This is a genomic window from Pseudomonas sp. B21-017 (assembly GCF_024749245.1).
Lineage (GTDB): Bacteria > Pseudomonadota > Gammaproteobacteria > Pseudomonadales > Pseudomonadaceae > Aquipseudomonas.
Map to the genome: position 1 here is coordinate 3,174,134 of NZ_CP087194.1, position 19,931 is coordinate 3,194,064.

General features: G+C 56.6%; 13 protein-coding genes and 1 pseudogene. 6 read left to right on the forward strand and 8 right to left on the reverse strand.

The features are described 5' to 3' along the window. Positions 1-136: 136 nt before the first annotated feature. The 3 genes and pseudogenes from LOY28_RS14335 to LOY28_RS14345 all read left to right on the forward strand — a co-directional run bounded on the left by LOY28_RS14335 (position 137) and on the right by LOY28_RS14345 (position 3,692). A pseudogene (locus tag LOY28_RS14335) lies at positions 137-614 on the forward strand (hypothetical protein). A 102-nt stretch (positions 615-716) separates the two neighbouring features. Further along, positions 717-2,270, forward strand: coding sequence for a sensor domain-containing diguanylate cyclase (locus tag LOY28_RS14340; protein ID WP_245220332.1), 1,554 nt, complete (start codon positions 717-719; stop codon positions 2,268-2,270). A gap of 555 nt (positions 2,271-2,825) precedes the next feature. Next, positions 2,826-3,692 carry a patatin-like phospholipase family protein gene (locus LOY28_RS14345; protein WP_018925936.1) on the forward strand — a complete coding sequence of 289 codons (867 nt, stop codon included), beginning with the start codon at positions 2,826-2,828 and terminating at the stop codon, positions 3,690-3,692. Between the two features lie 76 nt (positions 3,693-3,768). Here LOY28_RS14345 and LOY28_RS14350 read toward each other — a convergent pair whose 3' ends face one another. The 7 genes from LOY28_RS14350 to LOY28_RS14380 all read right to left on the reverse strand — a co-directional run bounded on the left by LOY28_RS14350 (position 3,769) and on the right by LOY28_RS14380 (position 11,981). Continuing rightward, positions 3,769-5,187 carry an aldehyde dehydrogenase family protein gene (locus LOY28_RS14350; RefSeq protein WP_018925937.1) on the reverse strand — a complete coding sequence of 473 codons (1,419 nt, stop codon included), beginning with the start codon at positions 5,185-5,187 and terminating at the stop codon, positions 3,769-3,771. Between the two features lie 12 nt (positions 5,188-5,199). Then, a complete protein-coding gene (locus tag LOY28_RS14355) occupies positions 5,200-6,240 on the reverse strand; it encodes a homoserine dehydrogenase (RefSeq protein WP_086944289.1) in 1,041 nt (346 codons plus the stop codon). A gap of 115 nt (positions 6,241-6,355) precedes the next feature. Then, a complete protein-coding gene (locus LOY28_RS14360; protein WP_018925939.1) occupies positions 6,356-6,793 on the reverse strand; it encodes an Lrp/AsnC family transcriptional regulator in 438 nt (145 codons plus the stop codon). Next, positions 6,790-8,178, reverse strand: a complete 1,389-nt coding sequence (thrC, locus tag LOY28_RS14365; RefSeq protein WP_258614345.1) for a threonine synthase — start codon at positions 8,176-8,178, stop codon at positions 6,790-6,792. The genes LOY28_RS14360 and thrC overlap by 4 nt, the downstream gene beginning before the upstream one ends. A gap of 18 nt (positions 8,179-8,196) precedes the next feature. Continuing rightward, positions 8,197-9,087 carry a LysR substrate-binding domain-containing protein gene (locus LOY28_RS14370; RefSeq protein ID WP_258614346.1) on the reverse strand — a complete coding sequence of 297 codons (891 nt, stop codon included), beginning with the start codon at positions 9,085-9,087 and terminating at the stop codon, positions 8,197-8,199. Between the two features lie 51 nt (positions 9,088-9,138). Further along, complete coding sequence (locus LOY28_RS14375) at positions 9,139-10,575, reverse strand: amino acid permease (RefSeq protein ID WP_258614349.1); 1,437 nt, start codon at positions 10,573-10,575, stop codon at positions 9,139-9,141. 137 nt (positions 10,576-10,712) lie between these two features. Beyond that, positions 10,713-11,981, reverse strand: coding sequence for a cystathionine gamma-synthase family protein (locus tag LOY28_RS14380; protein ID WP_064621278.1), 1,269 nt, complete (start codon positions 11,979-11,981; stop codon positions 10,713-10,715). A gap of 456 nt (positions 11,982-12,437) precedes the next feature. Between LOY28_RS14380 and wrbA the strand changes: the two genes are divergently transcribed. The 3 genes from wrbA (at position 12,438) to LOY28_RS14395 (ending at position 19,428) form a co-directional block, all read left to right on the forward strand. Beyond that, complete coding sequence (gene wrbA / locus LOY28_RS14385) at positions 12,438-13,040, forward strand: NAD(P)H:quinone oxidoreductase (protein WP_008010452.1); 603 nt, start codon at positions 12,438-12,440, stop codon at positions 13,038-13,040. A 522-nt stretch (positions 13,041-13,562) separates the two neighbouring features. Continuing rightward, positions 13,563-18,377 carry a M10 family metallopeptidase C-terminal domain-containing protein gene (locus LOY28_RS14390; RefSeq protein WP_258614350.1) on the forward strand — a complete coding sequence of 1,605 codons (4,815 nt, stop codon included), beginning with the start codon at positions 13,563-13,565 and terminating at the stop codon, positions 18,375-18,377. Positions 18,378-18,777: 400 nt separating this feature from the next. Next, entirely contained in the window at positions 18,778-19,428 is a 651-nt protein-coding gene (locus LOY28_RS14395) for an MliC family protein (RefSeq protein WP_258614351.1), read from the forward strand. A gap of 141 nt (positions 19,429-19,569) precedes the next feature. On the opposite strand, the gene LOY28_RS14400 is transcribed toward LOY28_RS14395, so the two are convergent. Further along, positions 19,570-19,911 carry a hypothetical protein gene (locus tag LOY28_RS14400; RefSeq protein WP_026286402.1) on the reverse strand — a complete coding sequence of 114 codons (342 nt, stop codon included), beginning with the start codon at positions 19,909-19,911 and terminating at the stop codon, positions 19,570-19,572. Between the last annotated feature and the right edge of the window lie 20 nt (positions 19,912-19,931).

Here is a 19,931-nt window from a genome sequence, read left to right on the forward strand (position 1 = left end):
GCATCAACAGGTTATCACTGGAGTCTATGCAGTCTAGCAATCACACCTGAAATTGTGGGTTACGTGTAGAAGACGCCACAATTTTCGCCCGCGCTGGCCACATCGAGCAGGGTCTAGCGCGGCGTAAAAAGCTCCCATGATGCAGCCGCTCTTTGATTTTGACCTCAAACGCGCCTCCCGCGAAAACTACATTACAGGGAAAGCCGCCATCAATTTCCCACATCCAGGAAGCACCACGGGTGGGTGGCATTTCCTTTCATATTTTGATCGGGAATCCGGCGTGGCCAACGTATCATTGGCAGGCATCCATTATCCTGACACCACCGACTACTTTGGCGACCTGGGCATCAGACGTCACTGATCAGCTAGTTGGCCGTGGCTGGGCTGTTGAAGGACGACGTCTATACATGGCGGATCACTAAAGGGCTGCAGCGGACATGATCGTGAGATGGGCATTGAGCGAGTCCATACACTGCAGCGTTGAAATTGATGATTGGTTTCCCTCCCGAATAGAAAAACAGCGACTGCTTGAGGTTTTAGATCTAGCAAAGTCAAAGCTTCTCGAGATTGGCAGATTGCAAAAAGTGGAAGCTTGGCTACGCACGCAAACCTGAAGATTGAGTAGATAGGTATCCGGGTCGCATAGCCTATAAAGATGTCGTCGGAAGTGCCGATAATTCGAAAGAATACTAGATGACCGCGCGTCGATTTTGGCGATGAGCAAGGAACAGAAAATGATGTCTTCTCGTCAGAACGCATTCAAAGCATCAGATGTGAGCCTCTGCGCTCTGGTGTTCCTAGCTGGTGTCGCCGTCACGGTCTTGGTACTGATTCTTTTCGTTGGGTCAGAGCAGCGCACCGTCAACGTTGCGTTCCAACTGGAGGTCGACGAACGATTCAGTCGCCTGCAACGACGCTTTAATACGCAGGTCTTAAAACTAGACGTTGTGAAGCGTTTCTTTATCAATGCCGACGATGTCACTGAAAAGGAGTTTCTGGGATTCGTCACACCTCTAGTTGGAGAGGACGAAGCCTATAGCTGGGTACCGAGGATTCTTGAGAAGGATCTACAGTCGTTTCGCGCGAAGGCGCTCCTCAACGGTACAAGTGATTTTTCATATCATGAAATTAATCCAGTCACCGGCGAAAAAATCCCCCTCTCCAGCAGGCCGGAACACTGGATATTGCTCTACCTATTGAAGCTCGATGACGTGAAGATCGTTCCTGGCATGGATGTCATGGCTCGCCCGGGTCGCCAGGTCTTGATGAGCAAGGCGAGAGAAACACATCAAATAGTCGTGTCGGAACCATTGAAAATGACTAATGGGCAGTCCGGGATTTTCTTCGTCGCACCCGTATTCCAGGACTACCTTAAGGTTCCATCTAAAGATGATGGTTTGCAGGGTTTCGTTGTCTCCACCGTACGCCTGGCGTCTTTGATGGAACAAGGCATTCCATCACCCAGTCTGCAACGGCTGAACGTGAGACTTTCACTGATCGACACGCAGCATCAAGGGGAAACCATTTATCAGAGCCAGGCCCCCGCTGCCCCGTCAGAGCTGTACGCACAACGGCTGTTGAAAGTGGCCGACCAGAATTACCTGATGCAGTTTCGGCCCAGCTCAACTTTTCTGGTCGCCAACAGCAACGTCCTGTCCGTCAGTTTGATTGCAGTATTCGGAGTAGGATTGACGCTGCTGCTGACCTTGATGGTGTACTTGCTGATCACACAGCGCGCCCGCGCCCTCTCGCTGGTTGATGAGCGCACGCAAGACTTGCGTTTATTGAACATTACCGATCACCTGACCGGTGTCTATAACCGCCGGTATTTCGAAGATTTGATGGAGCGCCTGCTCATCGAGGCTGACGAGCACGACAAGCCTCTATCGCTGATCCTGTTCGACGTCGATCACTTCAAATGCATCAACGACCGCTGGGGGCATCAGTGTGGTGATAACGTTCTTAAGTCGTTGTGCGCACGAATACGTACGGCAACACGCAATACCGATTTGCTGTGCCGAACGGGCGGAGAAGAGTTCGCATTGATCTGCCCGGACAGCGAATCGAACGATACGAGCCTGCTGGCAGAAAAGCTTAGAGTGCTGATAAGCGCCCTCCCATTTGACGAGGCAGGAGAGGTTACTTGTAGCTTCGGCGTTGCAACGTGGGTTCCATCGGAATCGTTTGACGCCTTCATTCGGCGTGCCGATACCGCTATGTACAGTGCTAAATCAAGTGGTCGTGATCAAGTCCAACTTGCGAATCCGTAACAAACTGACTATCGAGTTGTCACTACACAAGGTTGTCAGTCCCCGCCACAAAACCACATGACGTACCCATTGCCATGCATTAAGAAAATGTCTGGCCTGGCGTTCGGAAGCTGTGTTGTAACAGTACCGGGAACGCACCTTCCAAACTCCGAAGTCCAAGATTGATCACGGAAACGTTCACAGCGCCGACTAGCTGAGCGCTGGCCCCCTGCTTTTCTCAAGACAGTGATACACATCAACTATGCCAGCCCCTGAGGCCTATAGGCATTTAACGAATGATATCGACACCGCCCATGTAGGGTTTGAGCACCCATCCTCATCGGAGCCGATTGGTACGCTAGCGTCCGATAGGTTGGGAACGGCCAGAACGATATCGTCCAGTTCTGCCTGAAGTCTCGCAGTAGAAGTACGCTCCGTTACGCATTGATCCCGTGGGATTCGGCATCGTCCGGAACTACTAGCTTACGACGGCTCGAGCATATGGCGAGCCGCCCAAAGTAACACCACCCCACCAGCTACACTCATTCGATACATTTCCGCACCGAGACTTCGACCATGGCGACCAAAACCGCAATCGTATTCGCTGGCGGCGGCAGCTTGGGTGCGGTCCAGGTGGGGATGTTGCGGGCCTTGGTCGAGGCCAATGTTCGATTCGACATGGTGGTTGGCGCTTCGGTAGGCGCTATCAACGGTGCCTACTTTGCCGCAAGGCCCGATTCCGATGGCGTCGAGGCGCTCGCCGGATTCTGGCGCGGGCTGAGTAAAACGGACATCTTTCCCCTCTCCTGGCTCGATACCTGTAGAGGACTGCTCAAACGGCGTGGTTTTCTGTTGCAGCCGGCGGCCTTGCACCGATTGCTGGGTCAGGCACTGCCCATTCATCGCATTGAGGATGCGGCGCTGCCCCTGCACATCGTCACCACCGACCTGCTCAGTGGCGCCGAGACGGTGCTGTCCAGTGGCGAACTTGAGCAGGCGTTACTGGCCAGCGCTGCTATCCCACTGGTGTTCCCCTGCGTACAAATCGCCGATCGGTTCCTGGTTGACGGCGGCGTGGCAAGCAATACACCTATTTCGACTGCCGTAGCCTTGGGAGCCAGCAACGTCGTGGTCATCCCCACCGGGGTCAGTTGCGCCCTGACACAACCGCCCCGAGGCTTGGTCGCCTTGGCCTTGCACACCGTCAATCTGATGAGCATGCGCCAACTGGTGAGCGACATCGAACACTTCCGCACGCTCACCAGCCTGCACATCGTCCCGCCCTTGTGCCCTGTGGATGTCTCGGTGTTCAACTTCGACCAGACCGAGTCTTTGCTGCAGCGTGCCTATGAGCAGACCCTCCGGTGGCTGGAACATGGGGGGCTCGAACGCACCAAGGTACCGGGTGCCCTGACCATCCATTCACATGCCCATGAGCATTGAGAAAAAACATCGGGTGTCACTGGACGAGCAACTTCACCCGATGTAACGGTCGACGGTAATTAGCTACTTTGATGGCTCAACCCATTTCATTGATGCAGACCACTTTAGGCTGCGTCATGTCCTCATAGGCAAACCGGACACCTTCTCGCCCCAGACTTCCGTACTTGAAGCCACCGAAAGGCATGGCATCAAAACGATAATCGGAAGAGTCATTGATCATCACGCCACCGGCTTGAATTTGCCGCGCCAATTTCAAGGCCTTGGAAAGATCACGTGTGAAGAGTCCCGCATGTAAGCTGTACTCCGGAGCGTTGGCCAGAGCAACAGCATCATCCAACTGGTCAAAAGGCTCCAGGATGACAACCGGCGCGAAGACTTCCTGCTGCCAGATACGACTGTTATGGCTTACACGCTCCAGCACGGTCGGCGCATAGCTTCCCACTTCGCGATGGTGCCCACACAGAAGAACGGCCCCCTCGGCCAGTGCTTCATTCACCAATTGTTCGGTACGACGGGCCGCCTGTTCTGTAATCATCGGGCCTACATCCGTTGCTCGCTGGTCAGGATCACCCACTACCAAGGCACGCGTTTGGCTGACAAAACGCTCACGGAAGTCCTCATAAATTGAACTGTGTACAAGGATGCGTTGAGTGCCGATGCAATTCTGCCCTGCTGCCCAAAAGGCGCCAGACACACAGGACTCAACAGTCGGTTCGATATCGCAATCTTCAAGCACGAGAACCGGGGCATTTCCTCCCAGATCCATCGCTAGCTTCTTCAACCCTGCACTACGAGCGATGGCCTCACCTGTGGCAAAACCGCCCGTAAAGGAAATCATCCGAACTTCACGAACCTCCACCAATGCTTTACCCAGATCGACGCCACCGGTCGCCGGGGTTACCACAGACGGAGGCAGACCCGCTTCCACCAGGCACTCAACCAGCTTGAGAGCAGACAACGGTGCGAGCTCTGAGGGCTTCAGGATCACAGCATTACCACCGGCGATGGCCGGGCCAAGTTTATGGGCGACCAGGTTCAGCGGATCGTTGTAGGGAGTGATCGCGACGATAAGCCCCAACGGTTCTCGAGTGAACCAGCCTTGGCGCGATTCGGAGCCTTCATATGCCTCAAATGGAATCACTTCCCCGGCGTTACGACGAGCCTCTTCCGCCGATAGCTTCAGCGTGTTCACACAGCGCTTCACTTCCTTCTCTGCTTGTCGCAGCGTCTTCCCCGCCTCTGCAACAATGAGTTTGGCAAACGCTTCAGCCTCAAGCTCTACACGCCGGGCCGCCTCCTCAAGGATGCGTGCACGCAGGTGACGAGGCATTGCCGCACTCTCACGCACGCCAATTCGCGCACGTTCCAGCAAGCCAGGAACTGCGGCGGCATCGAGGCAAGGGACACTGCCCACCAAGCGACCATCGAATGGACTGAACACATCAATCTGTTTGGCTTCAACAAGCTGGATACTGGCCATGCTGGATACGCTCATGACTATCTCCTGTTATTTGCCGTGGGCGGAGTGGATGGCGACGATGTCCGACAGCAATGCGAAGGCTGTTTCGATGCGCCCTGCCCCAGGCCCGGACACCGTGACAGCTCCCAGGAGTTCGGTCTTGAATGACACTGCATTCGTAGCGCCGTTGATTCCGGCAAGAGGATGTGAGTTCGACAGTAAGCGAGCCTCGACACTCGCTCGAACCGAGCCATCCGCTTCACGATCGGCTGAGCCAATCAGTTTCCAGCTCGCGCCATTGGCACTTGCCTGGGCAATATCTTGTGCGCTGATATTGCTGATACCCGAGCACGCTACATCGCTGACATTCAGTCGTGCGTTGAGCAGTTCGTTGGCCAGGATCACCACCTTGAGGCGTACGTCAAACCCTTCCACATCGGCGGTTGGATCTGCCTCGGCGTAGCCGAGTTGTTGCGCTTGTACGACGGCATCGTTGAACGCCAGGCCGTCTTTCATCCGGGTGAGCACGTAGTTGGAAGTGCCGTTCAGGATGCCTTCGAAGCCTTGCACGTTGGCACCCGCCAAGGCCTGCCTGGCCAGACGAATCACGGGGGTGCCACTCATCACCGCCCCCTCGTATTCGAAGGCGACCTGGTTGCGCCGGGCCAACGCCTTGAGCTCGGCACCGTGCAGCGCAATAGGTCCCTTATTGGTGGTCACTACATGAATGCCGCTTTCCAAGGCCCAGCGGCAAAAGGTAGTGGCGGGCTCGCCATCCACCGGATTGGTGAAAGTGGCTTCTGCGATGATGTCTGCACCGGAATGCTTGATCACGGTTTCGTTGAAGGCCTCAGCATTGCCGCCGGGCAGTTGAGCGAATGCGCCCTTCTCAACCGGCAGCGCCACCAACTGCTTTGCATCCAGACCGTCCTTGGCAACGATTGAGCCGAGGAACAGATCGGTGACACCGACAATTTTAATGGTGAAGCCGAGGGCCTCTTTCCACTCGGCATTACGATCGGCGACCAATTGGGCGAAGCCACGGTTCACGCCACCAAACCCTACCAAGGCAATTTTGTACTCAGTCATAAACGCTGTTCCTTTATTGATGTTGTTCGTTAGGAACATCCTAAGAGCCGGGCTTTGGCAGTTGAATATGGCAGAGTGCTGTATTAATTGAGCGTTTTGCCCAAGCACGATGTTGTCAAAACACCGCAGAAAGGACGAACGATGTCACGGTGTTTTCCACCCCCGGCATGGCCGCGATTTCCTTCCACACGAGATGGACGCGTTCAGGTGTGGCGGCATTCACACGCAGCATTAAATCGAACTCACCACTGAGTACTTCACATTGCACGACTTCGGGAATGGAGCGCAGCGCAGTCAGTACTTCTTCGCCACGCATGCGGTCGTAGCGGTAGACAAAGATCACCGCGCTGATAAGTGACGTAGGCCGCCGCGACTCACCGAGAAGTACCGTATAGCCCTGGATCGCACCGTCGCGCTCAAGACGCTCGATGCGCTGGCGCACCGCATTGCGCGACAAGTTGATCTTGGCACCCAGTTCGATATGGGCTATTCGCGCATTGGCGGTAAGTTCGGCCAGTATGCGTTCGTCCAACGGATCTAGAATGCGCTTCATGCAGACCTCTGCTGCGCCAGACGAAGAGCCTGGCACAGACCGTCCAGATCGCCCTTGGCCAGGTACGGCGGTTGCGCGCGCACCTCGACAGTGCTCGGAACGCTTGCTTGCCAGACGCCCAGTTCGGCCAACAGCGCCGCTGACTTGGCCGGCGCAATTTGCCCGAAGGTGACCATCGGCGCGCCCAGGCTGCGTCGATGAAGCCTGCCGGCCAGTACACCGACAGCGGTGTGAGGATCGATGGCCGAGCCTGTCTCTCGGAACAGTTCGACTACTTCATCGCGCACCTGGGATTCGTGTACGGCATAGGAATCGAAGAGTACTCGAGCACGCAGCCATTGCTGGTTGCCGATGCTCATTTCTCCGCAACTTTCAAAATGCTCCATCAGTGTCTTTGTTGAGCAGCTATCGTGCTCGTAAATCTCCCAGATAAACCGCTCCAGGTTGGAAAACAACGAGAAGTCCATCGCCGGCGACACTGTTCGATTAGTCATCCGGGTGGAGTACCGATTGCAATGAAAAAACTGGTGCAGGGCATCATTGCTGTTGGTGGAAATGATCACCTGATTGATGGGTAATCCCATTTTCTGCGCAATGTAACCAGCGTAGATTTCGGCCGAGCTGGCAGCTGGAACGCTAAAGCCAACGGGACGCGAGCCACCGCCCAGTTGCAAGGCTGCGTGGAAGTAAAAAACGATCTGGGCCAGGACGCCGATCCAATTGGTCGAGTTGAAACAGACCGGCAACACTCCATCCAACGGCCACTCACGCAAGAGTCGGGAGACCAGCGTCTGGCAATCATCGAAATTACCGTCAACCGGAAACAGCTGAACCCGCTGCGGGTCGGCTGCCTGCAAGGCACTGAGTTGCTCAGGTGCAAGCCCGTCGCGCGGATAAAGTATCGCCATGCGGGCGGCCGGGCAGTTAGCAAAGGCTTCAAGCGCCGCGACGCCGGTATCACCGTTAGTTGCACCGACCACCAACGCTTCTTTACCGATCTCCTTCAGGAAATGGTCGACCAGGCGCGACTGCAATTGCGCGGCGAAATCCTTGGAAGAGCCGGTCGGACCATGAAACAACTGGAGTATCCACTCGTTGTGCCCGATTTGCTCAAGCGGCGTAATAGCGCGGTGCTTAAATTGTTGATAGCTGTCACTGAGCAAGGCACGCAGGGTGCTTTCGTCTATGGAAGAGCCGACAAAAGGCGAAATCACTCGCCAAACCAACTCATCAAACGGCAGCCACGACCAGCCAGCAATCTGTTTCTCGGTAAAGACAGGCAAACTGGCTGGGACATAGAGACCGCCATTTTCGGCGAGCCCCGACAGAACCACACTGCGAAAATCAGCACGCATGTCGCCGCCGCGAGTGCTTACATAATCCATGGCAACTCCAAATCAGTTTTACAAAAGGCGATGGGCTTGAGCCACCAGCCAGGTAGAAAAATGTGCGGCATCAGGCGAGAGCGCTTCGTTCTGTTCGTGCACCAGATAAAAGGATTCGCTTGCCTCGATTCGGTGATTGAATGGCGCAACCAATTGCCCGCTCTTAAGCAAATCCTCGACCACGGAAGACCGTGCCAGCGCAACGCCCTGCCCCAATTCGGCCATGCGGATCGTGGAAATCAGCGTGTCAAACTGAAGGCCACGGGAGTAGTCGACGTCGTCTGCACCAACTCGTTTTAACCAGTAACCCCAACCTTCTTCGTACCCCAACACATGAAGCAGAGAATGGTTCATCAAGTCGCGTGGCTCATGTATGGGTGAGCTGGCCATGAGCGTTGGGGAGCAAACAGGCTGAAGGATGTCCCAAGTCAACCGCTGAGCGTGCAAGCCCGACCACTCACCGCATCCCCAGCGAATCTCCAGGTCATCCTCGCCGTCCGGTTCTTTCACCCAAATATTGCTGATATATCGAATATCAATCTGGGGATACTCCCGACAAAAATCTGCGAGTCGGGGGGCCAACCAATAGTGAAGAAAGGAAAGGCTGCCACGCACCTTCAAATGTCTTCGATTGCGCTGGCCGAAAATCTCGTTTGTGCCGACTGCAAGGCGACTGATCGCGTCTTGTACGACAGGCAGGTACGACTGCCCTTCCTCGGTCAAGCCAAGTCCTCGAGGTAAGCGCTTGAACAGCGCCACACCGAGGTGACTTTCTAACTGACGGATCTGCTGACTCACAGCCCCTTGAGTCAAATGGAGTTCTTCCGCCGCGTGGGTAAAATTTAAACAACGCGCCGATACTTCGAATGCCCTCAACCAGTTCAAGGGTGGTAGTGACTTTTGACTCATCGGCGCAACCTCATCAGGGCTTTAACTATGCTCAATCATTGCCTGAGAAACTCACACGGTGCCAGAGGAATGAACAGCGGCGGCTAAAGCCAATCGCTCTGCTCTCTTGTTTCGAGTGACCCAGTAAACGAAATAACACCACGCGATAAAGGGCAGTCCGAAGTAAAGCGCCACTCGCTGCTCAGGATCAAAAGCGATACCCACACAGGCCAGCAAGCAACACAACAGTGCACCGATAGGCACCCATGGATAGCCGCGTACACGGAAATGCAGGTCTTCAACTCGTCCGCCATTAGCAACGTATTGACGACGGAACGCGATCTGGCTGGCAGCAATGCTCATCCACACGACTACGACCGCCAGACCGGAAATGGACACCAAGGCCAAGTAAACCGTATCAGGGGCAAACACACTGCTGAGCAGAGAAGCCACTGCGCCCGCCATACTAAGCACGATGGCGTTCACCGGTGTGCCACGACTGGAGAGCCTGGCGTAACGCTTAGGCATATGTCCTTGATCGCTCAATGTCCACAGCATGCGCGATGCTGCATACAGCCCCGAGTTAGCGGCGGAAATCAGTGCCGTAAGAATGACGAAGTTCATAATGTCGGCAGAGTATGGGATGCCAATCAGCTCAAACACCATGACGAACGGACTTTCTACAAGCCCCGCTTGCTCTCGTGGCAGTAACGTCGCAAGGACGAAAATGGTCCCCACGAAGAACAGCGCCAAACGTACCACTGTCGTGCGGATTGCCTTGGGCACGCTAGTATGTGGGTCTTGCGCTTCGCCTGCCGCAATCCCGATCAGCTCAGTTCCCGAAAAGGCGAAGGAAACAGCCAGGAGGGTCATTGCAATGGGTAGAAATCCGGTGGGAAAAAGCCCCTCACGTGTGAAGTTGGAAAGTCCCGCACCCTGCAAACTCTGTACTTGAATAAGACCGAAAATTGCCGCTCCGCCGATCACAATGAATGTGATAACGGTCAGCACCTTAATCAGCGAAAGCCAAAACTCAGTCTCCGCAAACCACCGAACGGAGACAACATTGCTTGAGAACACTGCGATGGCAAATAGCGCGCTCCAAATCCAGACGGGTGTATCAGGAAACCACCGAACCATCAGTATGCCCGCAGCTGTGAACTCTGAACCGATAGCTACTGCCCAAGTGAGCCAGTAAAGCCAGGCCACTGTATAGCCTGTGCCTGGGCCCAGGTATCGCGTTGCGTAACTACTGAAAGATCCGGTTTCTGGCATCTGTACAGCCAGCTCACCGAGACAGACCATGACTAAATACACCATCACTGCACCGATGATGTAAGCAATCACTGCACCGAGTGGCCCTGCCTGATTAACCGTGTAACCGGAGGTAAGGAATAACCCCGTACCGATCACACCGCCCAGTGCCAACATAACGATGTGGCGTGTTTGCATTTCCTTTTTGAAACGCGAGTTTGGGTCGGACTGATTATCTTTAATATGCGTGGACATAGTTTTATTCTCATGAAATGTGCGGACAAGCGTCCTTGTAACTGGCGGTTGGGCAGTACAATTTAGTTGTCGCTGGATTTTATTATTTTCATTCTTCATGAAGGGCTTAAGATGAATCTCGAGCGTCCTGCCCGTATTCAGGCTTCTACCTCAATGAAACGTTGGGCATTATCAGCGTTAATGTTTGCATCACCGTGTTTAATTCGCACTAAAGCGAAGGCTTGTTTTAGGTCAGCCAATAAATCTGCTGAATCTTCAATACCTACGGACACTCGAACCAAGCCTTCGGAGATTCCCAGTGCCTGACGCTCTTCCAAAGTATTTTCCACGTGACTGGTCGTCCGAGCCGGCCCATAGATGGTCTCGACAGCGCCCAAATTACCCGCCCGATGCGCATACCTGAGCAGCGGTAGCAAACGAGTCACTGTGTCCATGCCTCCTTTCAGCACGAAGCTGACGATGGCTCCGAATCCGTTCATTTGCGAACGAGCGATGTCATGACCTGGATGTTGAGGCAGCCCCGGATAGTTCACCGACTCAACCAGCGGTTCGGTACAGAGGTACTCGGCCAAAAGCTTCGCGCTCGCCTGTTGCTGGCGAACACGCAGAGCCAGAGTCTTGATGCCTCGGATGATTAGATACGCCGAAAAAGGATCCAGCGAGGCACCATTGATTTCGCGGTAATGGCGAACTTGAGACATCAAATGCTCGGCGCCGCAGACCACACCACCGAGGACATCACCATGACCGGACAGGAATTTGGTCGCGCTGTGCACAACCACATCAACGCCTAAGGCGAGCGGGTTCTGATTCAGAGGCGTCGCGAATGTATTGTCCGCAACAACCAAAGCGCCCACTCGCTTGGCCGCTGCCACAAGGCGCCGAATATCAACGATTTTCAGCGTTGGGTTCGTGGGTGTTTCCAGGTACAGGACGTTGCAGCCTTTAGCGATCTCCTGCTCAAGTGCCACGGTGTCGAGCGTATCGCAAAGGGTTACCTCCACCCCCATGCGTGGAAGAAACTCCTCGAAAATCTTGTTCGTACCACCGTAGCTGTCACGCGTAGATATCACACGCTGCCCAAAGGACAGGAAGGTGTGCAGTACACCGCTGATCGCGGCCATTCCGGTACTGAAAGCTACGGCCGACTCTGCGTTTTCGAGCTCACAGAGTTTATCTTCCAAGACGGAGACAGTGGGATTGCTCATCCGGCTGTAAATGAAGCCGGGCTCCTTTCCCAATGCCACGTCATACCACTTATCGATATCGTCATAGCCATAGGCAGCACTGACCACGATGGGTGTCTGCGTCGCATTGTAGGGATGTTGAACCTGCTCTCCTCCCCATACGACTCGAGTCCCCATCCCAATGTCTGAAGCCTGGACGGCGCGTTTCTTATTTTCCATAAAGTTCTCTCGCATCAAGGGAAACACAGCCGTGTTCCAAGTGGGCTTGGGAGGACTATATGGAAAGCTCATGCATGTGAAAAATCATGATATCCGGGAGTAAGGGGTACTTTTTTTAATGGCTGGGTACCGGGTGCCCTGACCATCCATTCACATGCCCATGCGCATTGAGTGAAGTGAATTACCTATGACAGATGCCCTCTTTGCTGCGCGCCCTTCCCCACTACACGTGCTGCCATCTGCCACCAATCAAATAGCTTCCCTGACTGCCCGGCAGGCAGCATACGGAACTGCTAGTGTTAATCCGCATGCCGTCAAAGTCCCTGCAGTCGGGTGGGTGTGAGCCGCCGTTTTGTTCGTGACCGAGTGCTGCACCTGCCGCTGCTGTTCGTTGGCAGTGGTGTAACCCAAGATCTTCCTAATCCATCGAATGGCGCTTAATCCAGGAGAAAAATCATGGCGAAGGTACTGGTTCTCTATTACTCAATGTACGGTCACCTCGAAACGATGGCTGGAGCAGTGGCCGAAGGCGCACGATCCGTACCTGGCACCGACGTGACGCTCAAGCGTGTTGCTGAAACCATCCCGGCCGAACAGGCAGCAGCCATCGGCGTCAAACTTGACCAGAAGGCACCGGTGGCGACACCTGACGAGCTGGGCAATTACGATGCAATCATCTTTGGTACACCGACGCGCTTCGGCAATATGGCGGGACAGATGCGCACGTTTCTCGACCAGACCGGCGGACTGTGGATGAGCGGCGCGCTGGTCGGGAAAATCGGCAGTGTCTTTGCATCGACCGGCACCCAGCACGGTGGCCAGGAAACCACGATTACGTCGTTTCACAGCACACTCCTGCATCAAGGGATGGTCATCGTGGGTGTGCCTTACACCTGCGCAGGGCTGACCAACATGAGCGAGATCACCGGCGGTACGCCCTATGGCGCGACCACCCTGGCAGGCGCTGACGGTAAACGGCAACCGTCACAGAATGAACTGGATATTGCGCGTTTCCAGGGTAAACACGTCGCTGAGCTTGCAATAAAGATCGCGGGTTAACGCAAGCACCTGAATGGGCGCGTATTGCAGGACACGAGCTAGCCTGTGTAAGGCCGGGGCGGACTTCACCACCGCGCCGCTGATACTCGCTGGTGGCTTGGCGATTCTAGAGAAAGCCTTGCGCGTCGGGAGTCATTGAAGACGACGTAAGCGTTGTTGGATTCAGAGGAGCGACGTTCTGGCGAGGTCGCTCCTCATTACCCATGCCGCTCATACACCTCCAGCTCAAGCATCGCGCATACAACATTGCTGCAGCGCACCTGCGGGCTATCGATAGCACCTCGTAACACACCTCAATGATGAAAAACCGCTCCCACAGAGCCATCGCTCGCTACCGGAGTGAGCGTCAACAATCTGTTACTTTTTTGAAACACCTTCTCAACCGCTAATCAGTTAGTCCGGTTTTTTGACACATCCCCGATATGTGGTCATAACTTTTGCACTCCGCTGGGTCAAACCACGGTGGCTGTCGATGGAATATTGGCATCTTCCGAGGTTCTTGCCTGATACGGAGATAAGCTCATGATTTTCAATGTACAAAATTTTGGCGCCAAAGGAGATGGCATCACTGACGACACAGCGGCGATACAACGTGCAATTGATGCGGCGGCCGCCGCAGGCGGGGGGCAGGTTTACGTGCCGACCGGAACCTATATCGTTTCGGGAGGAGTGGAACCTTCCGACGGCTGCCTGATGCTCAAGAGCAACGTCTACCTGTACGGCGACGGCATGGGCGCTACCACCGTCAAGGTGGCTGACGGCTCCGACACCAAGATCACCGGAGTCATCCGCTCCGCCTATGGCGAGGAAACCCACGACTTCGGCGTCAGCAAGCTCACCATTGACGGCAACCGTGACAACACTACGGGCAAGATCGACGGTTGGTTCAACGGCTACATTCCCGGGCAAGCAGGCTACGACTCCAACGTCACCCTCGACAGCGTCGAGATCAAGGACTGCTCCGGGTACGGTTTCGACCCCCATGAGCAGACCGTCAACATGGTCATCAAGAACAGCGTGTCCCACGGCAACGGCCTGGACGGTTTCGTAGCTGACTTCCTGAGCAACAGCACCTTCGAAAACAACGTCGCCTACGACAACGACCGGCACGGTTTCAATATCGTGACCAGCACCCACGACTTCACGCTCACCAATAACGTTGCCTACAACAACGGCGGCAATGGCATCGTGGTGCAGCGCGGCAGCGAGAACATCCCCTCCCCCAGCAACATCACCATCACCGGTGGCGAGGTGTATGGCAACGGCGCCGAAGGGGTGCTGATCAAAATGTCCAGCGAGGTGACGGTCAGCGGCGTCGACATTCACGACAACACCAGCGCCGGGGTCCGTATCTACGGCAGCAACCACGTCGAGCTTATCGACAACACGCTCAACAGCAATTCCCTGGGCAACCCCGTGCCGGAGATCATCATCCAGTCCTACAACGACACCCTGGGTGTGTCCGGCAAGTACTACAACGGCAGCGATAACACCATCCAGAGCAACATCATCACCGGCAGCAACCTGTCGACCTACGGCGTTGCGGAGCGCAATGAAGACGGCACTGATCGCAACGCCATCATCGGCAACACCATCAGCCACACCAGCAACGGTGCGACGCTGGTCTATGGCGACGGCAGTTACGTCAGCGACACGGTCCCGATGATCACCGTGCAAGGCACAGCTGGCAACGACACCCTGCTGGGCAGCGCCGGCAGCGAGATTTTCTATGGCGGTGCTGGCAACGACACCATCAATGGCGGGGCCGGTGACGACATTCTGGTAGGCGGTGCAGGCATCGACAAACTCACCGGCGGTACCGGCGCCGATACGTTCCGTTTCACCACTCAGTCCGACAGCTACCGCAATGCAACCGCGAGCTTCGATGACACCATCACCGACTTCGATGTCACCCAGGACAAGATCGACCTCGCCGGCCTCGGTTTCACCGGCCTGGGCAATGGCCATGGCAGTACCCTGCAAGTCAGCTACAGCGCCAGCACTAACCGCACCTACATCAAGGACTACGATGCCGACGCCAGTGGCAATCGCTTCGAATTGATACTCTCGGGCAACCTCGCCAGCACTCTGACCGCGAGCAATTTCATCTTCAATCGTGTGCTCACCGGCACCAGCGGCAACGACTCGCTGCTGGGCAGTGATTCGGCCGACACCCTGCTCGGCCTGGCGGGCAACGATAGTCTCAGTGGCGGCGCGGGTGACGACAAACTCGACGGCGGTGCCGGTATGGACACCCTCACCGGTGGCGCCGGAGCGGACACCTTTGTGTTTTCCAATCGCCTGGACAGTTATCGCAATTACAACACCGGTGGTGCCAACCTTGCCGACCTGATCACCGATTTTGATATCACCGCCGACAAGATCGACCTCTCGGCCATGGGTTTCACCGGCCTGGGGGATGGCAAGAACAACACCGTGTACGTGGTGCTCAACAGTGCCGGCACCAAGACTTACATCAAGTCCCTGACTGCCGACGCCGATGGCAACCGCTTCGAAGTGGCACTGAACGGTAACTACCTCGACAAGCTGACCAGCGCCAACTTCGTCTTCGCCACGTCGTCACCGACCAACCACGCACCGGTTCTGGCCACGCCGCTGCTGGATCAGAACGCAACCGAAAACGCCCCGTTCAGCTACGTGGTGCCAGCCACCAGCTTCACCGATGCGGACAATGACAACCTCAGCTACACCGCCACCCTCGCCGATGGCAGCGCCCTGCCCGCGTGGCTGAGCTTCAATGCCACCAACCTGACCTTCAGCGGCACGCCGACCAGCACCGCATCCGGCAATTACGACGTGCTGGTCAAGGCCACAGACCCGGCCGGTGCATCGGCCAGCGATAGCTTCGCCCTGGGAGTGGCCAACACTGTCACCGGCACCAACAATGCCGAAACCCTCAACGGCACGGCGGGTGCAGACCTGATCCTCGGCCTCGGTGGCAACGACACGATCAAGGCCGGCGCTGGCGCCGACACCGTCGACGGCGGTGCCGGACGCGACTCGCTGTATGGTGGCGACGGTGCCGACACCTTCCGCTATACCAACCTGCTCGACAGCTACCGCGACTACGACACGGGTGGTATCACGGCCACCGACACGATTTATGACTTCACCGCGGGCGTCGACAAAATCGATGTGTCAGGCCTGGGCTTTGTCGGCCTTGGCGATGGCCACAATGGCACGTTGTACATCACCCTCAACGCGGCGGGCGACAAGACCTACATCAAGTCCGCCGAAGCGGATGCCGATGGTAATCGTTTTGAAATCGCCCTCAGCGGCAACTACCTCAACACCCTGACCGCCAGTGACTTCGTGTTTGGCCAGCACGCGCAGCAGGACATCCTCTACCTGCCCACCCTCGGCCAATCCAATGCGCGCCTGCTGCGCATGACGGAGGACGACAATCAGTCCGGCACCTCGATGCTGGTCAACGACCTGGATCGCTACACCCCCTATGACGTGCGCAGCCAGTTCACCGATGCCGATGGCAACGGCATCGACATCGCGGTGGGCGGCAGCACGGTCACCGGCCTGTCGACGCTCAGCGCCGAGGAACTCAAGTTGTGCTGGTGGCTGACCGACACCAACCAACCCGGGGCTGCGCTGTTGCGCGCCGTGACGCTGCTGAGCGAACAGCGCTCCGAACTGCAATCGATCAATAACGTCACCATGGGCATCATTTGGGGCCAGGGTGAGGAAGCCGCTCAGGAGATCGCCCAAGCCACGGACAAAGCAGCGGCAGCAGCAGCCTACAAGGATGCGACCCTAAAGGTGTTTGACTACCTGCATGCCCAGCTCGGCAACTTCGACGTGTACATGATGGAAACCGGTCACTACGAGCAGGACGCGGCGCGCGCCCGTGGCTATTCGGAAGAGAAGATTGCCTCCATCGTCGAGGGGGTTGGCTATGTTCACGCCGCCCAGGAAGCCATTGCCGCCGAGCGCGCCGACGTCAAGCTGGCGGTGGACTACAACGACCTCCCCTTGCGACACGAAGTCGATCCGCTGACGTATCCCGACGACGTCTGGCACCTGCACGAGGAATCGGCGGAAATCGTCGGCCAGCGCCTGGCCGACTACATCGCCAATGACCTTGGCTTCCAGGGCAACCCCAACGACAACAACAGCGTGCAGGACATTTTCGACAACAACCGGAAGATGATTTCCGGTACCGACCAGGCGGATACCCTGGTGGGCAGCTCGGGTAACGACACGCTGGATGGCGGCCTGGGCGCCGACACCATGACCGGTGGCGACGGCAACGACATTTATGTGGTCAACAACGTGCTCGACCGCGTGGTGGAAACCAACACCTCGACCTCGCAGATCGATACGGTACAGGCCTCGGTCAGCTGGACCCTGGGCGCCAATCTCGAGAACCTGGTGCTCACCGGCGTGTCGGGCATCAACGGCACCGGCAATGAGCAGCACAACTTCATCACCGGCAATGCCGGCAATAATGTGCTCGATGGTGCCGCAGGGGCCGACAGCATGAGCGGCGGCGATGGCAACGACACCTACTATGTCGACAACGCTGACGACGCCGTGATCGAGACCAACAGCAATGCGGCGTCCGGAGGGATCGACAGCGTGCACAGCAGCCTGGCGGCCTATACCCTCGGCAACAACGTCGAGCATCTGTATATCGATAGCACTGGCGCCGCCAATGGCACGGGCAACGCGTTGGACAACACGCTGTTCGCCGGAGCCGGCAACAACGTGCTGGACGGACGCGAGGGCAATGACACGGTGTCTTTTGAACGCGCCGCGTCTGGCGTTACCGTCAACCTCTCGACGTCAGCGCAGCAAAACACCGTGGGTTCCGGGCTCGACACCGTGAAGCTCTTCGAAAACCTCACGGGAAGCGCCTACGCCGACACTCTGTCGGGTAACAGCGGCGCGAACGTTCTGAACGGTGGTGCGGGCAACGATACGTTGGTGGGCGGTTCGGGCGATGACCGGCTGATCGGCGGCGCCGGCACCGACAACCTCACCGGAGGCACTGGCGCGGATACCTACGTGTTTGATGCGCTGTCAGACATGGGCGCCGGCGCTTTACGCGATGTGATCAACGGTTTCAAGAGCACCGAGGGTGATCATCTGGACTTCACCGGCCTGGACGCCAACCCGCTGACCACTGCTATCGACGCCTTCACCTTCATCGGCGCCAACGCCTTCGACCCTGCCGACGCCACCGGCCAACTACGCTTTGCCGATGGCATTCTCTACGGCAGTGTCGATGCCGACGCCGCCCCCGAGTTCGAAATCGCACTGGTGGGCGTCACGGAGTTGCACGTCAGCGATTTCACAGCCTGAGTCAAGCCGAGAGGGGATTTGCAGTGCTCGAAAGATTGAAAACAACACAGACAATGTCGGGGTATAGACGAATTTAGTGGCGAGGGAGCTTGCTCCCGTTCGGCTGCGAAGCAGTCGTGAGCCGATGGACTCGGTCGGCCTGATGCGGCACATCCAACGGGTTTTGGGGCTGCTTCATTGCCCAACGGGAGCAAGTTCCCTCGCCACGGGCGCTACTTGAAACCAAGAGATCGCGCTTCTCGGCGAGCCCCTTCCTACAACCCAACCACCGCCGAGCGGTATGGCAAGTTCTGAGCACTGACTTACACTGCGATACACCAATGCGAACGAATAACTATTCAACGCATCGATCAATCCCACGGCAATCCGGGCATCACGTAATGATCTGGGTGAAGCCAACATGAAAACGGTCACGGCCCTTTTCGCCTGTCTACTCGCTGCCAGCGTATGCGCGGCGGCGAGCACTTGTGTTAATGCTGCACCAACCTTCAAGACCAGCTTCGACTGTGCCGAGGCAAAGGCGTCCGTCGAAAAGCTGATCTGTCGCGATCCGCAGCTGGCGCAGATGGATATCGAACTGACGCGTCTTTATCGCCTGGCGCTCACGGATGAACATTCAGTGCCGCGTCCGGACAAAATCATGATCGACCAGCAGTTCTGGATCGATGCCCGCAATCAGTGCGCCTCCACACCTGTACCCAAGGCGTGCACAGTCCGCAGTTATGCCGAGCGCGCGTACCAGCTGCGCCAAGGCTCGGCCATCGTGAGAACCAAGGACCCATACAGACTCACCGAGGGCCCCCTGGCTTTTCGTTGTACAGGGCTTGACCCGCTGGTTGCCGCCACCTTCTTCACCACGCAGCCTGGTGTCGTGTACCTGAAATGGGCGAACACCTCGATCGTCCTGAACCAGGAGCCGAGTGATTCGGGAACCCGATACACAGGCAAGGACTCCCAAGGGAATTACAGTTTCTGGCAAGACGGCGACGTGGTGCTATTCCAGAAGCCAGGCTCAGGGCCAATGAGTTGCAAGGCCGAGCCGGTCGGTTGATGTCTCTGGCGCAAGTACCGGCGCCCTGCTCCCAGCCCCAAAACCTGCGCGCAAAAAAAGCCCCGAAACCACATAAGGTACGGGGCTAAAAATTGGTTGGTTGCGGCCAACCAAAGGAGCATTTTTCAAAGCGGTTACGGGTTACAGGCAATCCTGCGCGGCACGTTCGAAACTCGAAGGCATGAAGTTCGACGCCAGCAAGTGGCGCTCATACAAAAACACCTTGCCGCCGTTCGGCGCTTTGTAGGCTTCCAGAACGTTGTCCGCGGCGACTTTGCTCGGCACCACGATCCGGTAGCTGCGCTGGGTTTGCGAGACCGTCGGGTTCAGTGCGCTGCCCTGCAACTTTGGCACCACGCAATCGGCGTACTCGGCAGGCGTTTTTTTCGTCTGCAGGATCTGCGTCGGGTCGTTCGGCGCAGTGGCACAACCGGCCAGCAGCAAGGTGGCGAAAGCCATGGCAGGAACAAATAAAGGGCGCATCGGTGCAGGTCCTGAAGTAA

Excerpts from the sequence above, each read along its gene's own strand:
- LOY28_RS14350 (WP_018925937.1), bottom strand. The coding sequence starts at position 5,187 with ATGAGCGTATCCAGCATGGCCAGTATCCAGCTTGTTGAAGCCAAACAG.
- LOY28_RS14390 (WP_258614350.1), top strand. The coding sequence starts at position 13,563 with ATGATTTTCAATGTACAAAATTTTGGCGCCAAAGGAGATGGCATCACT.
- LOY28_RS14370 (WP_258614346.1), bottom strand. The coding sequence starts at position 9,087 with ATGAGTCAAAAGTCACTACCACCCTTGAACTGGTTGAGGGCATTCGAA.
- LOY28_RS14400 (WP_026286402.1), bottom strand. The coding sequence starts at position 19,911 with ATGCGCCCTTTATTTGTTCCTGCCATGGCTTTCGCCACCTTGCTGCTG.
- LOY28_RS14380 (WP_064621278.1), bottom strand. The coding sequence starts at position 11,981 with ATGGAAAATAAGAAACGCGCCGTCCAGGCTTCAGACATTGGGATGGGG.
- LOY28_RS14340 (WP_245220332.1), top strand. The coding sequence starts at position 717 with ATGAGCAAGGAACAGAAAATGATGTCTTCTCGTCAGAACGCATTCAAA.
- LOY28_RS14375 (WP_258614349.1), bottom strand. The coding sequence starts at position 10,575 with ATGTCCACGCATATTAAAGATAATCAGTCCGACCCAAACTCGCGTTTC.
- LOY28_RS14345 (WP_018925936.1), top strand. The coding sequence starts at position 2,826 with ATGGCGACCAAAACCGCAATCGTATTCGCTGGCGGCGGCAGCTTGGGT.
- LOY28_RS14360 (WP_018925939.1), bottom strand. The coding sequence starts at position 6,793 with ATGAAGCGCATTCTAGATCCGTTGGACGAACGCATACTGGCCGAACTT.
- LOY28_RS14395 (WP_258614351.1), top strand. The coding sequence starts at position 18,778 with ATGAAAACGGTCACGGCCCTTTTCGCCTGTCTACTCGCTGCCAGCGTA.
- LOY28_RS14355 (WP_086944289.1), bottom strand. The coding sequence starts at position 6,240 with ATGACTGAGTACAAAATTGCCTTGGTAGGGTTTGGTGGCGTGAACCGT.
- wrbA (WP_008010452.1), top strand. The coding sequence starts at position 12,438 with ATGGCGAAGGTACTGGTTCTCTATTACTCAATGTACGGTCACCTCGAA.
- thrC (WP_258614345.1), bottom strand. The coding sequence starts at position 8,178 with ATGGATTATGTAAGCACTCGCGGCGGCGACATGCGTGCTGATTTTCGC.